Below are 16,273 nucleotides of genomic sequence, written 5' to 3' on the forward strand. Positions count from 1 at the left end.
TGAACGCGCCGGCCGCCCGTCATGGGAGGAACGGATGAGAGTATGGCTCAGCTTTGGGAGGAGGCGGATAAGTTGCGTCTTACCCCAGCTTGATCGTCATGGCGGCGGCCGCATCGAACTGGCCACCGATCAGCGAGTCATAAGCCTTGAGCGCACCCGCGCCGCCCTCCAGCTCCTGCTCTTCAAACAGCTTCTGACCGGCTTCGGCGAAGCTCATCCAGGCCGCGCCATAGCGGCGGCCGAATTCTTCGCTGCCCCAGGCTTTCATGCGGTCGCGCACATGATCGGGCGCAAAGAAAAACACCGGTTTCGGCCCCGGCATGGCGCCGGGCGGGGCGGAGTTCTCCCAATGGGCGCCGCCAACCCGGATATTGCCCACAAGACTGTCCGCCAGCGTCTCGTGGATCGCCATGTTCACTTTGGAATCTCCGGCGAAGTCCACCACCAGACGGCGCGGTTCCGGCTTGAAGTCTTCGATCTCGTCATAGGTGCTGACGACATCGTAATAGCCGGCGCCCTCGACAAAGCCCTTATTGCGCGCCGAGGTCAGCGCCTCGATTTTCACGCCCTCAGGATGATCAGCGTGCAGCAGATGCGCCAGGGCCAGCGCCGTCTTGGACGACGCGCTGGTCAGGGTGATCTGCCCGGCGCCCAGGAAATCATGGTCGCGCAAATGCAGGTCGATCAGGAAGGAGGTGATGAACAGCGGCTGCAGCACCATCTGCGCGGCTTCACGCTCGGGCGCATACCCCGGATCGCCCGCGCAGCGCACATAACGGTTATAGGCGCCCGGCAGGTCCGCACGATGGGGCGAGACATCCTGAAACGAGCCCGGTTTGACCGCATCCACGGTCAGGACGACCTCATCCGCCGCCGGCCAATAGCCATAGACCCGCTCGCCGACCTCAAGACCGGACGCTTTGCTTTCCGCCACATCGGCGAAGCCCCAGACCGGCAGGCGGCCTGATCCGTCTTCCGCGGGGAAGAAGTCCCAATAACGCATGGGCGCGCCGAACGCGGCGTAGGTGATGTTGTTCGCCGTCAGTGCAAAGCGTTTGATCGCAAGCCGCGCCTGCCCGTCGCTCAGCGGCTGCGGCTGGGTTTCCACCAGGCTGGCGTCGGAAATATCGGCTTTGTTGATGGCCAGGGCCCAACCCATGGCGTCCTCCCCAAATTGCGCGGGCGGTGATCCGCCTCATCGAATGTTAGTTAAGCACTAATGTTCCAGAAAGTCTGTCGGTCTGTCACCCTTTGACCAGATCCGCAACACATCCGGATCCGCCGGACTGATCGGATAGGGATACTCAATGCCGGGGACGGCTGACAGAAGATCACGGATCACCGCCAGGCGCGTCGCGCGCTTGTCATCCGCCTTCACCACCCGCCAGGGGGCGGCATCGCCGGTTGCGGCCAGCATGGCGTTGCGCGCCTCGGAATAGGCGTCAAACTTCTCCATCGCCACGGCGTCGATGGGTGAAATTTTCCAAGTCTTCAGCGGGTCGCTCTTGCGCGCTTCCAGCCGGTCCGCCTGCTCGTCGCGGGACAGGTCGAGATAGTATTTGAGCACGATCAGCTCATCATCCACCAGCAAGGTTTCAAACGGGTCCACATCACGCAGAAAGCGCACATAGTCCTGCTCGGAGCAGAACCCCATCACCCGCTCGACCCCGGCGCGATTATACCAAGAGCGGTTGAACAGAACCATTTCACCCTGTGACGGCAAATGATTGACCCAGCGCTGGAAATACCAGCTCGCCCGGTCCCGGTCAGACGGCTTGCCCAGCGCGACCACGCGCGTCTCCCGCGGCGACTGATGCTGCACGATGCGCTTGATGACGCCGTCCTTGCCGGCGGCGTCACGCCCCTCGAAGATCACCAGAAGCTTGCGGTCATCAGCGATCAGATGACGCTGAAGCGCCACCAGATTGACCTGAAGCGGGTAGAGCTCGGCTTTATACAAATCCTTGTCCATGGCTTCAGCCTTGCGCGTGTCGGATAAGCGCGCAAGGCTGATCCGCTGCGAGGCGGAGGGTAAGACATGCGACAGATCATCGTGTTGGCGGGACTGGTGATCGTGATGGGGCTCATCACGATCGGCGCATGGCCCAAATTGACAAAAAACCCCGAAGAGCTGGACTTGCGTGCGCTCGGCGAGCGGTCCGGACACGCCTATATTTATGGCTATCCCCTCGTGCTCAGCGATGTCACCCGTCAGGCCTTTCTGGCGCGCGCCGAGACGCCGGCTCTGAACACGCTCTATCACCGACGCACGCGGCCAACCCATGAAGACCGCACCGTCGTCCGCCCCAATCTTGATACGCTTTACACCCTGGCCTTTCTCGACCTGTCTGAAGGTCCCGTCCTGCTGAGCACGCCGGACTTTGGCGAGCGCGACTGGATGTTTCAGGTGCTGGACGCCTGGACCGACGTCGCAGGCGCGCCCAGCCGGCGACTGAACGGTCCGGGCCCGCATGACGTCCTGATCCTCGGCCCGGACCAGCCCCGTCCGGATGACTCGGGCATGGCGATGATGACCGTTTCCACCCGCACGGCCTGGCTGATCGGGCGGATCGCCATTGCGCCCGGCGAAGACCTCGCCCCGATCCATGCGCTGCAAGACGCTGTGCGCCTGACCGGCGCAACGCCCCTATCGCGACCCGCGGCCATCGGCGGCTTGCCGCCTGAGTATGTGAACGCCCTGAGCGCTGATGCGTTTTTCACCCGAATGGCGGGCGTGGTCTCCTTTTCAGACCCTGAGGCCCTCGGTGCGCTCACACCGCTGGGCTATGGACCGCAGCGGGAGGACGAGCCAGCAAAGCTTGGCCTGCTGGCGCGTGGGGCGATGAATCGTGGCGTTTCAGTTGCCCGCACCCAGCTGGCCCAAGGCGTCAACACGCGTCCTTACGGCCCCACAAACTGGCGCACATTGCGCGAGGGCGTCGGCGAGTATGGCGAGGATTACGCGCTTCGCGCGGGTGTCGCCCTGGTCGGCCTGGGCGCCAATCGCGCCGAGGACGCGATTTATCCCAATACCGACATTGACCGCGAAGGCACGCCGCTGACAGGCGATCACGCTTATAAGATTCGTTTCTCGCCGGATCAAACCCCACCGGTGGACGCCTTCTGGTCGGTCACCGTCTATGACGCGCAAGGTTATCTGATGGATACGTCCTCAGGCCGGTATACGATCCACAGCCAGTCCGATCTTCAGCGTGATGCTGACGGCGGGCTGACCCTCACCTTCAGCGCCGAGCCGCCGCCCTCAAGACAGAGCAACTGGTTGCCCGTCCGCGCAGGCGAGCCCTTTGCGATCACGGCCCGGCTCTACTCGCCCCAGCCTGAGGCCCTGAGCGGCGCTTGGGAAATGCCCCCTGTTGAACAGCTGTCTGAGTACGTTACTCCGCCGCCTCGCTGAACGGCTCCTTGGCGTCGAAGACCTGATCGCCCGCCGTGCCGAACCGGACATGACCGTCCGCCAGCTTGCCGAAGCGGATCGCCAGCATGTCCTGGATATAGTTCTGATAGGTCCGCCACGGCGTCGTCGCCCCCTGACGCGGCAGGGTCGGCAAGGCGCGCTGGACATAACCGGACGAGAAATCCAGGAGCGGCAGGGTCTCAAGATCCGCAGGCGGGACCGGCACCACATAGTCGAGATTGCGCGCTTTCATGTGATTGATCAGCCGGCACACACGCTCCGCCGTCAGGTCCACCTTCAACGTCCAAGAGGCGTTGGTGTAGCCAAAGGCCAGAGCCGCATTCGGCACGCCTGACAACATCATGCCGCGATAGGTGACGTGTTCAGGCGCCACAAAAGGCTCGCCATCCACGCTGATATCGATGCCGCCGCCCACCAGCATATCAAGACCCGTGGCGGGAATGATCAGGTCCGCCTCCAGCGTTTCGCCGGATTTGAGTTCAATGCCCGTTTCGGTAAAGCGCTCGATCTGATCGGTGACGATATCGGCCTCGCCCGATTTCAGAACCTCAAAGAAATCGCCTTCCGGCGCCAGGCAGAAGCGTTGGTCCCAGGGACGATAGCTGGGCGAGAAATGCTTCTCGACATCAAAGTCTTCGCCGAGCTCGTCCTGAATGGCCTTGAGCACGCCCTTCTTCACCCAGTCCGGCCAGCGCCGCGACATCTGGAAGACCAGGATCGCCTGCAGAACATTCTTGATCCGCGTCAGCGAGTATGCGGCTTTGGACGGCAGAATTTTGCGTAGGAAGTCCGCTGTCTTGTCCACCGAGGGCCGCGCCGCGACATAGCTCGGCGATCGCTGCAGCATGGTCACATGGGCCGCCTTCTCCGCCATGGAGGGGACCAGCGTGATCGCGGTGGCGCCCGACCCGATCACCACCACACGCTTGCCGGAATAGTCATAGTCTTCAGGCCAGAGCTGGGGATGGATCACATCGCCCTTGAAATCCGCCATGCCGGGGAAGTCAGGCGTATAGCCGCGCTCATATCGGTAATAGCCTGAGCACAGCACCATGAACTTGGCGCGGAAGCGCTTGATCTCGTCAGACCCGTCAACCGCCACCTCCAGCGTCCAGCGCGCGTCTTCGGTGTTCCAGTGCGCGCCGACCACCTTGTGGCCATACCGGATATGCTCGGAGATTCCCGCCTCTTCCGCTGTGTCTTTGACATAGTTGCGGATGGAGGGACCGTCGGCGAACACCTTGCCGTCCGTCCAGGGGCGGAAGGCGTAGCCAAACGTGTACATGTCGCTATCAGAGCGAATGCCCGGATAGCGGAACAGATCCCAGGTGCCGCCCAGCGACTCACGCGATTCCAGGATCAGATAGGACTGATCCGGACAGCGATGCTGCAAATGCCAAGCCGTGCCGACGCCGGACAGGCCCGCCCCGACAATGAGAACATCAAGCTCGGCCTCATAAGGCGCAGCGAGTGTGGACGACATGAATTCCTCCCTGGCGGATCAAGCCGCTCGTTTTCTAACAAGAGTGAACACCGTTCACTTCAATGTCGCAAGAGGGGATCGTCCTCAGGCCGCGCAATCGGTCTGCGCCAGGATCTGATCTTCCAGCTCATCCCGCCAATTGCCCAGCGCCTGCGCCGCGCGGCAGATCTGCGCCGCGCTGAGCACTGGATCAGAGCTGAGGTCAGACAAAAGCGCGGACAGACTGTCCGCCCCTTCAATCAGTTCAGGGGACGGCGCGTCAAAGCGCATCAGCTCAGCATCAGAGGACCAGCGCGGCCAGTCCGGGCCGCCTGCCGCGCCGGGATCGCCATCTCGGGCAAAATTCGCCCAGTACGCGCCCATGCTGGCCGCCAACGCGTCTCGCCGATCTTCATTGCTGCGGTTAAACAGCGCCCGGTCCAGCTGGCCGAAAAAGTCAAAATGGTTGAACACAAACGGAATTTCCATCGCATGGGCCGCGCCGAAAATCTCCGACAAATCCATGGTCAGAAGCCGTCCGCCTTCGTCCCAGTCAAACCGGTAAGCCCAGATCGCGTCATGGCCAGCCGCCTGCATCCGCTCAGCCGCCCGGTCCACAGCCAGAATGCGCCAGAGCCGCGACTGGTAATGGCTCAACCGGTCGTAATAGGCCCGGTCGCGGATTGAAATCAGCACGCCGAAACGCCGGCGGGTCAGATCATCGTTGAGGGCGTTGAACAGCTTCATCTCATCACGGTTCGTGCCGGTGATCACCGGCACGGCGTTGAACGTATTTGGGCTGTCGAACGCGCTCGCCAGGCCTGTGCGAGGCAGGCTCACGCCGTCGGCAATGACGCGCGGCAATTCAGCACGCGGATCGCCCAGATTATACGCGTCAAAAACGGTCTGCAGCGAGAGCGCGCGCAAATCCTCGTTCCCTTGCGCCTCCACCATGCGATCTGCGGCGGGAATGGCGCTGTTCACGTCGCCGTTGCGCGCCTCGTCGAGCGGAACGCTGTCAAAGAAGCCCGATTGCACGATCGCGCGGTGAAACAGGCCGGACGCCAGCGGCGAGGCGAGCAGCGCGGCGACATTCTGACCGCCCGCGCTTTCACCAAAGATCGTGACATTGTCCGGATCGCCGCCGAACTGCGCGATTTCAGCCTGGATCCAGTTCAGGGCTGCGACCTGGTCCAGCAGCGCGAAATTGGCGCCCTGACCCTCATCAATGTCGGGGTGGGCGAAAAAGCCGAGCGGTCCCAGACGGTACTGGACCACCACCACGACCACGCCTTGTTCCTGAGCCAGTTTCGAGCCGTCATACTGGCTGGCGTAGCCCCAGGTGTTCGAGCCGCCATGAATCCACATCATGACAGGCAGGCCGTCCGCGTCCGCCCCGGCGGGCGCGTAGACATCAAGCTTCAGGCAATCTTCCGCGCCATAGAGCGCGCCCACCGGCAAGCCGGTGGTTTCCGTGCTCAGCCGATTGACGATCTGGGGACAGGGCTCGGGATGCTGCAACGCTTCAAACAGCTCTGCATGGGACGGCGTCGGTTCGGGCGCGCGCCAGCGGTTGTCGCCGCTTGTCGATTGCGCATAGGGCAGGCCCAGCCAGGTCGGAGCGCCATTTTCACTGAAGAACCCGACCACGGGACCGGAAGACAGGAGTCTTTGCGTGTCGGGATGCGGCTCTGGCGCAGGCTCGACGCTTGTACACGCAGACACCACAAACAGGGCGGACATGATCGCCGCCAACTTCCAACCCAAACGCATGAACAGCCTCCCCGATACGCTTTTCCGGACTGTGTCCCGGCAAGGGACGAGCGGCAAGCGATGAATGAAAAAAGGGCGCGCCCGCGTCCGGACGCGCCCTTCATGGGACAGGCGTCAGGCCCTCTCTACCAAGCGCCCGTCCAGGTCAGGTCAATGCGCACGCTGCGGCCGGCTTCGGACACGCCCGCAAACACGCGCTCATAGTCTTCGTCAAACACGTTATCGACGCCCAGATTGATGCGAAGCGGCTGATCCGCCAGCGGCGTCCAGCCAGCATGAAGATCGAGCACGGCGTAACCGTCCCGCGCCTCTGCGACGCTGTCGGCCTTGTCGAAATCAGCTGCAAAGGCCACGCGTCCCCCCAGGGTGAGACCCTGGGCTTCAAACGTGTAGCGCGCGTTCACAAAGCCCATCACCGGCTGCAGCGCGCCCAGCGGCTCGCCCGTGGCCTTGTTCTCGCCATCCACTTCAAAGAGAGAGCCGGACAGCTCGAACGCGCCAACCGAATAAGCCGCCGCGATCTCGAAGCCTTCCAGTTCCGCTTCCGCCAGATTTTCCGAATAGGTGGTCCCCGCCGAGCACGGCAGGAAGGGCGGCGCGAAACAGGTGGGGTTGAACGCGAAGTCCACATTCAGATTGATCAGGTCTTCCGCCTCGGTCTGGAACCAGGCGCCCTTGATCTCGAACCGGTCATCGCCCGTGAACAGGCCCTCATGGCTGAACGCGGCGCCGATCTCGAGGGTTTCGGTGTGCTCGGGCTTCAGATCGGGGTTGGCGATGAAGCTGTTGGTGATGAAGACCGGCGCGCCCAGGATCGGATGCGGCAAGGAAAAGTGGGTGTCACTGAGATAGAGCTCGTTCAGCGACGGCGCCCGGAACGCTTCGGCCCAGCTGCCGAACACGCGCACGCTGTCATTGGGCGCCCAGGTCGCGGCGATGCGCGGGGAAACCGCGTCGTCATCATTGCTGTCGGCTTGGTCTGACTCGCTCTCAAACTGGTCAAACCGCACGCCGGGCAGCACGATCAACTCGCCCGCCGCGCCCAGATCGAGCGTGCTCTCAAGCTGCGCCCAGACGCCGGTGAAACGGGTCGACCCGCTGGGCACGCCGCCGCGCACGCCGTCAGCTGTGGCGGAGTCCGTCCCCTCCTGCTCGTCTTCATACCATTCCGCGCCCGTCACTAGCGCCATGTCGAGACCGCCCAGTGCGAACTCGGCGCGGTTCTCGGCCCGAATGCCGGTTGTGGTCAGATCGCGCTCGATGAAGCGGTTGAGGCTCGGATCGGTTTCATCCACCTCGCCGATATTATGATAGAGCGTCGTCTCAAGATTGATCAGCGGGTTGGACGGAGCAAAGCGCAGGGTTGCCCGCAGGCTGTCAGAGGAGACGTCCTTGTTCATCAGCGGGTTCAGGCTGTCCACGCCCGCCGCGCCCTGCCCGTTATTGGGCTCGACGCTGTCATTGCGAAAGCTCAGCCAGCCCAGCTCCAGCTCAAGGGCGTCGCTGATATCCCATTCCCCGCCCAGAAGACCGGAAACGATATCGTCTTCAACCGTCAAGGCATCGCCTGAGCCCAGCTCGATATCGCCGGACTGGCGCACGCTGAGCGCGGCCACGCCCTCAAAGTTTCCAGCATCGCCGACCAGGGCCACCGATCCACGGCTTTCTTCATTGACCGAGCGATACCCCGCCGAAGCGCGCACGCCAAAGCTTTGGCCCTCGTCCAGAAGATCGTCAGCTTCCAGCGTCTCGAAAGCAATCACCCCGCCTGCCGCGCCCGATCCGTACAAGGAGGAGGCGGACCCGCGCACGCTCTCCACCCGCCCCAGCAAGGCAGGGTCCAGAAACAAGACGCCGTCATGGGCGCTGTTGAAATTCTGCCGCGCGCCGTCAATCAGCAAGGTGACGTTTTCACGCCCCAGCCCGCGCAGGCTCAGGGTCTGACCGGTTCGGCGCGGCCCGCCCGAAACCTGCAACGCCGGAATATCTTCCAGCAGTTCAATAAGATCCGTCGGTCGGTTCTCCTCCAGCGTCTGCAGCGAGATGGCGCTGGTCAGCCCCGGATAATCAAAATTGGTCAGCTGGGTGCGCGTGGCGGTGACCACGATCACATCGCTGGCTTCTGCGCCCTGCCCGGCGTCAGCCTCGGCCAGCGCCGGCGCTGTCAGCGCCAGAAGCGAGACGCTGGCCGCCAGCCAGCCGCGCCCGTCGAATTTGGAAATCATTGTTGTCATGTCTCGCCCCTGATTGCGAACCGTTCTCATTACGAGACTGAATGGCGCAGGTCATTTGCGATTGCAAGTAAGAATCTTTCGCATTATGCAGATCGCAGACTGGCGATAGACGCCTGACCACGATCCGATCGCCGTTCTGCAGCGGCGACCCAGACAGGGGGACACAGATGACCAAACTTCGTTTCATGACGCTCGCAACCGCCAGCCTGGCCGCCGTATCGCTCAGCGCGTGCGCCAGCACCGGCGCTCAGCACAGCGCGCCTCTGGCCGAAGCGCCGTACACGCACAATCATCAACAGGCGGACCTGCAAGCGGACCGTCAAGCGATCCTCGCCATGGCGGGCGAATACGAGGTTACGTTCGACTTTACCGAATTCCTGCCGATCTCGGCCGGGTATGAGCTGGCCGACCCCAAGGTCACCCCGGCGCGTGAAGTGGTCTATGTGATCGCCGACGAGGGCGACTTCATCTCGCTACAGCATCTGTTGCTGGTGGGCGATTCCGAAGACCCGTTCGTGGTCAAGCACTGGCGTCAGGACTGGGCGTACGAGCCTTCACGCCTGATGGCCTATCAAGGCTTCGGCGAATGGACGATGGATGTTCTGAGCCCGGACCAGTCACGCGGCGCCTGGTCGCAAACCGTCTACCAGGTGGATGACAGCCCGCGTTACGCCGGGATCGCCCGCTGGGAGCATGCGGACGAGGCCTCTACCTGGGAGCCGGCGCGCAGCTGGCGCCCGTTGCCGCGCCGCGACGCCACCACGCGTGATGATTACGACGTCATCGACGCAGTGAACCGGCACACGATCCTGAGCTGGGGCTGGACCCACGAGCAGGACAATTCGAAAGTCGTGCTGCGCGACGGGCAGACACGCGAGCTGGTGCGCGAGCACGGCATCAACACCTATCGCCGTTATGACCTTGAGGGCGATCATGCCGCCCAAACCTATTGGGACGGCACTCAAGGTTATTGGGCGGATGTGCGTGCGGTCTGGGACGAGATTCTGGAAACCGCAGATCGCTTCACCGCCGAAGACGATGCGGAAGGCTCCATGCTCTACATGCCGCTTCTGAACGAAGGACAGGCCCTGCTTGATGGCGAACAGGACGCGGACACCGCTTTCAACCATGCTGTAGAGGTGATGGAAGCGCAGATCACGGTAGACGGCGCTCCGCTGGACGTGGACTGATCTGAATGCCCGGGCGAGCATAGCGCTTGGCCTGAGTTTCAGTTTCCCCCGCCCTCTTCCCCGGCGCAGGCCGGGGCCCAGCGCCGGAAACGCAGCGCTTCATGGTCTCTGGATCCCGGACCAAGTCCGGGAAAGAGGGGTCTAGATACAAAAAAGCCCCGGCGTCACCGCCGGGGCTTTCTGCATTCATGAGCCGGTTACTCGCCCAGCTTGGGCACGTTCACGAGCTTCACCCGGCCCGACTTCTTGTCGCGCACCACGATGACGCGGTTCATATCGACGCCGTCGATCGGCTTGCCCATTTCCGCCAGACGCGCCAGCGAGGCATCGCGCACGGTCTGGTCATCTGCATCCGGAGCAAGGGTGATGGTGGCGCGGCGCTTGCCGCCTTCCTGCACCACCACTTCGATCTCCTCGATCGCAGCGTCCAGATCGGCCTCGTTCGCAGTCGGCCATTGGGCGTCGAAGACGGACGGATTGTGACCGGCCTTCTCCCACAGCTCTTCCGCCATGAAGGGCGCAAACGGCGCGAGCACGGTGATGAACTGATCCAGCACGGCTTTGGAGACCGGCTGACCTTCCACCGCGTTGAGGAATTTCATCAGCTCGGCGATGCCGGTGTTCAGGCGCAGATTATCGAGGTCTTCGGTGACCGCGAGCACAAGCTTGGTCAGCGCCAGACTGACAGGCTTGCTCTCTTCAGACGACGGATTGGCGAGGCCTTCGGTCGCAAACCGCCAGACGCGGCGCAGGAATTTCAATGCGCTTGAGACCTTCTCGGTCTCCCATTCGCGCATCGCCTCCACCGGCCCCATGAACATCATGTGCACGCGGAAGGCGTCCGCCCCGAAGCGTTCCACCACGTCATCTGGCGTGACGACGTTGTGCAGCGATTTGGACATTTTCGCGCCCACGCGTTCGACCACATCGCCGGACGGCTCATGGACGAACGTCCCATCCGGACGCTCGACCACTTCGTCGACCGGCAGGATGATTCCGCGGGCGTTCTTGAAGGCGTGGCTGGTCAGAAGACCCTGGTTCACCAGCTTCTGGAACGGCTCCTTGGTGGAGACCAGACCCAGATCAAACAGCACTTTGTGCCAGAAGCGCGCATAGAGCAGGTGCAGCGTCGCATGCTCCGCGCCGCCCACATACAGATCCACCATGCCCCAGGCTTTTTCGAGCGCAGGATCGACCATGGCTGTGTCGTTCCTGGGATCCTTGAAGCGCAGATAATACCAGCAAGAGCCCGCCCATTGCGGCATGGTGTTGGTGTCGCGGCGGCCCTTCATCCCGGTTTCTGGATTGGTGACCTCGACCCAGTCCTCGGCGCGCGCCACAGGAGACTCGGCGTGCCCGGTCGGCTTGTAATTGTCGATATGCGGCAAGGTCAGCGGCAGCTGGTCTTCGGGCACGGTGGTGCGGGTGCCGTCTTCCCAGTGGATGATCGGGATCGGCTCGCCCCAATAGCGCTGACGGGCGAAAATCCAGTCGCGCAGATTATAGCTGATCACCCGCTGACCGACGCCTTGCGCCTCCAGATGATCGGCCACCGCCTCTCGCGCCTCGCGCCAGCGCACGCCGGCCTGATACAGTCCGCTCTCATCGGGCGCCGCCAGCATGACGCCGTCCTCGGTCCAGCACTTCTGGCCCGCCAACACAGCCGCGCGCTCAGGCGCATCGGCGCCGGGGTCTATCACCGGGACGATGTCGAGGCCATAGGTGTTGGCGAAGGCGAAATCGCGTTCGTCATGGGCCGGCACGCCCATTACCGCGCCGGTGCCGTAATCAGGCAGCACATAATCGGCGACGAAGATCGGCACGGCGCGTCCCGTCACCGGGTTGATCGCATAGCTGCCCGTCGGCGCGCCGGTCTTCTCGGCGTCCTTGGTGCGATCGAGATCGGATTTGCGTGCGGCCTCGTCGCGATAGGCGTCGACGGCCGCCTTCTGCTCAGCCGCCGTCAGCTGATCGAGCAGTTCATGCTCGGGCGCGACGGCCAGGAAGGTCACGCCGCCCAGCGTATCCACGCGGGTGGTGAAGGTCTCAACGTCCTGATCCGAGCCCTGCACCTTGAAGCGCAATTGCACGCCTTCAGAGCGGCCAATCCAGTTGCGCTGGGAATCCTTGATGCCTTCAGGCCAGTCGAGCGCGTCCAGATCGCTGATCAGGCGCTCGGCATAGGCGGTGATGCGCATCTTCACCTGTTTGAGCGGAACGCGGATCACCTCATAGCCCTGCTCGGACTTGCCGTCGAAAACCTCTTCATTGGCGAGGATCGTGCCCAGCTCCGCGCACCAGTTCACCGGCGCGGTCTCGTAATACACAAGCCGGCGCGCGTCCTGATACTCCTGAACCGCCAGCTTGCCCTGCGCCTCGATCTCAGCCGGGACCGGCAACTCGCTGATCGGGCGCGCCGCATCGGCCTCCGCATCATAGAAGGCGTTATAAAGCCGGGTGAAGATGAACTGGGTCCAGTGATAATAATCCGGGCTCGATGTCTGGATCTCGCGATCCCAGTCATACCCAAGGCCCAGAAGATCCATCTGGCGCTTGTAATTGGCGATGTTGGCCTGGGTGGAAACTTCCGGATGCACGCCCGTCTTCATGGCGTAGCGTTCGGCGGGCAGGCCGAAGCTGTCCCAGCCCATCGGGTGCAGCACTTTATAGCCGGCCATGCGCTTATAGCGGGCGACAATGTCCGTAGACAGATATCCAACCGGGTGACCCACATGCAGACCCGCGCCCGACGGGTAGGGAAACATGTCGAGCACGTAAAACGTCTTGTCGCCCGGCTTGGGGTCCGGCGTGGCGTTCGTCTTCGCCTGGGTCCAGTACGCACGCCACTTCTTCTCAAGGGCGTTGAACTCGTATGCGGTCTGTTCGGTCATCAAATATCGTCCCGGACGGCCTACGCCGCCGCTTTCTCTACACTGATGCGCACCGCATCGCCCTGAATATCGGTTTCGCTGACAAAGCCTGCGCCCGCCTCGGTCGACAGGCTGACAGCGAGGGTTTCATCGCGGATGAAATCACCATGCTCTGCAATCGCCGCCGCCACCGCGTCGCCGCCGGAAATGCCCAGCGCGATCCGGTCCGACACATCCAGCCCCGCATCCTTGCGGGCGGTCTGGATGGCGCGGATGAGATCGCGCGCCAGGCCTTCACGCGCCTGGTCTTCATCGACTGACGTGTCGAGCACGATGGCGCCCGTGCCCGCGAACGGTTCGGCGTCCGAGCCTTCATCAGTGACGACGCGCATGGTGAACTCTTCCGCGGCCAGCGTCTGCCCCGCCACGCTCGCCGTGCCGTCATCATTGAGGGTGAAATCACCAGACCGCGACGCCGCCATCACGTCTTTCATGGCCTTGCCCAGACGCTTGCCGATGCGCGGATCGGGTTTCAGCTCCACCCGGCCATAGGCGTCGAGATCGGTGGAGGTCGCCACGGCGCGCACATTCACCTCGTCACGGATCAGATCCGAAAACGGCTCCAGCGCCGCACTGTCGGCATGCACGATGGTCAGGGTCTTGAGCGGCAGGCGCACCCGCAAGCGCGAGCGCTCGCGCACGGCCAAAGCCGCCGAACAGGCGTCACGCACCAGATCCATCGACCGCACCAGCGCGTGGTCAGACGGGAACTCGTCCGCCTTGGGCCATAGCGTCAGATGCACGGAGCGGTCGCCCGTCAGCGCCTTGTAGACTTTCTCGGACACGATCGGCAGCAGCGGCGCGAGGACGCGGCAGACCTTCACCAGCACCGTATAGAGCGTGTCAAAGGCGGCGTTCTTGGCGGCCTCGTCTTCAGAACCCCAGAACCGGGCGCGCGAGCGGCGGATATACCAGTTGGTCAGGGCGTCGAAAAAGGCCGTCGCTTCCTTGCAGGCGCGCGGCACGTCATAGCCGTCAAGCGCCGCCTCGACCGCGCTCGCCAGCTCACCGGTCTTGGTCAGGATATAGCGGTCCAGCGGATCATCGGCCGAGGTGATGATCTGCGGCTGGCGCTCTTCCAGATTGGCGTAGAGCGAGAAGAAGGAATACGCGTTCAGCAGCGGCGCGATGGCCTCGCGCTGCACGCTCGCGATCTCGCGGCCTTCTTTGGGCACCAGCAGATCGCCCCCGGTGAGCACCGGCGAGGAGATCAGGAACCAGCGCATCACGTCCGAACCGTACTGGTCAAAGAACTCCATCGGGTCGGGATAATTGCGCAGGCGCTTTGACAGCTTCTGGCGGTTCTCGTCGAGCACCACGCCATGACAGATCGCGTTCTTGAACGGCGGCCGGTCAAACAGCATCGTCGACAGCACCATCAGCGTGTAGAACCAGCCGCGCGTCTGGGCGACATACTCGACAATAAAGTCCGCCGGGAAGTTCGCCTCGAACCATTCCTTGTTTTCAAAGGGATAATGGACCTGGGCGTAAGGCATGGAGCCGGAATCAAACCACACGTCGAAGACATCCTCGACACGGCGCATGGTGGACTTGCCGGTGGGATCATCCGGGTTCGGACGGGTCAGCTCGTCAATGTAAGGGCGGTGCAGATCGGTGACCTTGACGCCGAACTCCGCCTCCAGCTCCTCGATGGAGCCGTAGACGTCGACGCGCGGATAATTGGGATCGTCCGACACCCAGACCGGGATCGGCGTGCCCCAGAAGCGCGAACGGGAGATATTCCAGTCCTGCGCGCCGGCCAGCCAATTGCCGAAAATGCCGTCCTTGACGTGCGCCGGAGACCAGTTGATCTGCTGGTTCAGCTCGACCATCCGTTCGCGGAAGTCCGACACTTTCAGATACCAGCTGTCCACCGCCTTGTAGATCAGCGGCTCGTCGGTGCGCCAGCAATGGGGATAGTTGTGATCATAGGTGTCATGGCGGAAGAGTTTGCCCTCTTCCTTCATGCGCTGGATGATCGGCTTGTTGGCGTCAAACACCAGCAGGCCTTCGTAATCAGGGATTTCGCTGGTGTAGCGGCCCGCCTGATCCACCGGCACGACGACGCCGATGCCCGCCTTGCGACAGGCGTTCAGGTCATCCTCGCCAAAGCCCGGCGCCATGTGAACAATGCCGGTGCCGTCCTCATCGACGACGAAGTCTTCGAGCAGGATCTGGTGCGCGTTTTCGCGGCCGACAAAATAATCAAACGGCGGGTGATATGTCAGGCCCGCAAGCTCTGATCCTTTGACCGTGCCGACTTGCTCGGCGCCCTCAAGCTGCTTCTTGTATTTCTCCAGTCCGTTCACGGACAGAATGAAGCGCTCCTCGCCCTTCTGCATGATGGCGTAGGTGATGTCCGCGCCCGCCGCGCAGGCGAGGTTGGAGGGCAGGGTCCAGGGCGTGGTGGTCCAGATCAGGATCTTCGCGCCTGACAAATCACCCTGACCGGCTTTCAGCTCAAAGCCGACGGTGACAGCCGGGTCGGTCCGGTTGCGATAGGAATTATCGAGACGAGTCTCGAAATTCGACAGCGGGGATTCCACGGCCCAGGAATACGGCACGACCCGGTAGTCCTTATAGACCAGGCCCTTGTCCCAGAGCTGTTTGAAAGCCCACAGCGCGCTTTCCATGAAGCTGGTGTCGAGGGTTTTGTAATCGTTCTCGAAATCGACCCAGCGCGCCGAACGCGTGACATAGTCCTCCCACTCGCCGGCATATTTCATCACGCCCGCGCGCGCGGCGGCGTTGAACTTGTCGATACCCATTTCCAGCACGGCCTTGCGCCCGGAAATGCCCAGATCCTTCTCCGCGGACAGCTCCGCAGGCAAGCCATGGGTATCCCAGCCAAAACGGCGTTCGACGCGCTTGCCCTTCATGGTCTGATAGCGCGGGATCACGTCCTTGGCGAAGCCGGTCAGCAAATGCCCATAGTGCGGCAAGCCATTGGCGAAGGGCGGGCCGTCATAGAACACGAACTGGTCGTCTTCGGGGCGCTCGTCGATCGAGGCCTGGAAAGTGCCGTCCTGTTTCCAGAAGGCGAGAATGTCTGAATCGATCTTGGGCAGCTCCGACGGTCCGGGAACCGTGGGAAAACGGCGCTCGGATGCGCCTCCAGCCGTATTGGCGTCGCTCTTGGTCGCGTCGGCCATATCAATCCTCGTCTCACATGTTTCTGACGGCTTCCCCACGCCTTTAACTGGCGCGTCACATGACAATGCCATTCGCGGAGGAAAGCCTGCACCAGA

General features: G+C 62.7%; 9 protein-coding genes. 2 read left to right on the forward strand and 7 right to left on the reverse strand.

Translation table 11 applies throughout. The annotated features are described in order from the left end of the window. Window positions 1-79: 79 nt before the first annotated feature. Both B3M53_RS04050 and ppk2 read right to left on the reverse strand, forming a co-directional pair. The gene (locus B3M53_RS04050) at window positions 80-1,159 is read right to left on the reverse strand and encodes a DUF2855 family protein (RefSeq protein ID WP_273019686.1); all 1,080 of its coding nucleotides are present in this window, start codon (window positions 1,157-1,159) and stop codon (window positions 80-82) included. A 57-nt stretch (window positions 1,160-1,216) separates the two neighbouring features. Further along, window positions 1,217-1,972 (reverse strand): polyphosphate kinase 2, encoded by a 756-nt coding sequence (gene ppk2, locus B3M53_RS04055; RefSeq protein ID WP_273019685.1) that lies wholly within the window; start codon window positions 1,970-1,972, stop codon window positions 1,217-1,219. Window positions 1,973-2,038: 66 nt separating this feature from the next. Here ppk2 and B3M53_RS04060 point away from each other — a divergent pair, with 66 nt between their 5' ends. Continuing rightward, window positions 2,039-3,415 (forward strand): DUF1254 domain-containing protein, encoded by a 1,377-nt coding sequence (locus B3M53_RS04060; RefSeq protein WP_273019684.1) that lies wholly within the window; start codon window positions 2,039-2,041, stop codon window positions 3,413-3,415. Here the strand turns inward: B3M53_RS04060 and B3M53_RS04065 are convergent. The 3 genes from B3M53_RS04065 to B3M53_RS04075 form a co-directional block, all read right to left on the reverse strand. Further along, window positions 3,396-4,919: a flavin-containing monooxygenase gene (locus tag B3M53_RS04065; protein ID WP_273019683.1), complete on the reverse strand. Its 1,524-nt coding sequence runs from the start codon at window positions 4,917-4,919 to the stop codon at window positions 3,396-3,398. The two genes, B3M53_RS04060 and B3M53_RS04065, sit on opposite strands and share 20 nt — an antisense overlap. Window positions 4,920-5,003: 84 nt before the next feature. Beyond that, window positions 5,004-6,671, reverse strand: a complete 1,668-nt coding sequence (locus B3M53_RS04070; protein WP_273019681.1) for a carboxylesterase/lipase family protein — start codon at window positions 6,669-6,671, stop codon at window positions 5,004-5,006. A 125-nt stretch (window positions 6,672-6,796) separates the two neighbouring features. After that, entirely contained in the window at window positions 6,797-8,905 is a 2,109-nt protein-coding gene (locus B3M53_RS04075; RefSeq protein WP_273019679.1) for a TonB-dependent receptor domain-containing protein, read from the reverse strand. A 167-nt stretch (window positions 8,906-9,072) separates the two neighbouring features. On the opposite strand from B3M53_RS04075, the gene B3M53_RS04080 reads away from it, so the two are divergent. Beyond that, on the forward strand, window positions 9,073-10,095 hold the full coding sequence (locus tag B3M53_RS04080) for a DUF6607 family protein (protein WP_273019678.1): 1,023 nt from the start codon (window positions 9,073-9,075) through the stop codon (window positions 10,093-10,095). A gap of 197 nt (window positions 10,096-10,292) precedes the next feature. Here B3M53_RS04080 and leuS read toward each other — a convergent pair whose 3' ends face one another. Both leuS and ileS read right to left on the reverse strand, forming a co-directional pair. Next, window positions 10,293-12,986, reverse strand: a complete 2,694-nt coding sequence (gene leuS, locus B3M53_RS04085; RefSeq protein ID WP_273019676.1) for a leucine--tRNA ligase — start codon at window positions 12,984-12,986, stop codon at window positions 10,293-10,295. A gap of 20 nt (window positions 12,987-13,006) precedes the next feature. After that, window positions 13,007-16,177: an isoleucine--tRNA ligase gene (gene ileS, locus B3M53_RS04090; RefSeq protein ID WP_273019674.1), complete on the reverse strand. Its 3,171-nt coding sequence runs from the start codon at window positions 16,175-16,177 to the stop codon at window positions 13,007-13,009. Between the last annotated feature and the right edge of the window lie 96 nt (window positions 16,178-16,273).

It is taken from the genome of Oceanicaulis sp. UBA2681 (assembly GCF_002354675.1).
GTDB lineage: Bacteria > Pseudomonadota > Alphaproteobacteria > Caulobacterales > Maricaulaceae > Oceanicaulis > Oceanicaulis alexandrii.

Coding starts and splice junctions, on each gene's coding strand:
- B3M53_RS04050 (WP_273019686.1), bottom strand. CDS start 1,159: ATGGGTTGGGCCCTGGCCATCAACAAAGCCGATATTTCCGACGCCAGC.
- ppk2 (WP_273019685.1), bottom strand. CDS start 1,972: ATGGACAAGGATTTGTATAAAGCCGAGCTCTACCCGCTTCAGGTCAAT.
- B3M53_RS04060 (WP_273019684.1), top strand. CDS start 2,039: ATGCGACAGATCATCGTGTTGGCGGGACTGGTGATCGTGATGGGGCTC.
- B3M53_RS04065 (WP_273019683.1), bottom strand. CDS start 4,919: ATGTCGTCCACACTCGCTGCGCCTTATGAGGCCGAGCTTGATGTTCTC.
- B3M53_RS04070 (WP_273019681.1), bottom strand. CDS start 6,671: ATGCGTTTGGGTTGGAAGTTGGCGGCGATCATGTCCGCCCTGTTTGTG.
- B3M53_RS04075 (WP_273019679.1), bottom strand. CDS start 8,905: ATGACAACAATGATTTCCAAATTCGACGGGCGCGGCTGGCTGGCGGCC.
- B3M53_RS04080 (WP_273019678.1), top strand. CDS start 9,073: ATGACCAAACTTCGTTTCATGACGCTCGCAACCGCCAGCCTGGCCGCC.
- leuS (WP_273019676.1), bottom strand. CDS start 12,986: ATGACCGAACAGACCGCATACGAGTTCAACGCCCTTGAGAAGAAGTGG.
- ileS (WP_273019674.1), bottom strand. CDS start 16,177: ATGGCCGACGCGACCAAGAGCGACGCCAATACGGCTGGAGGCGCATCC.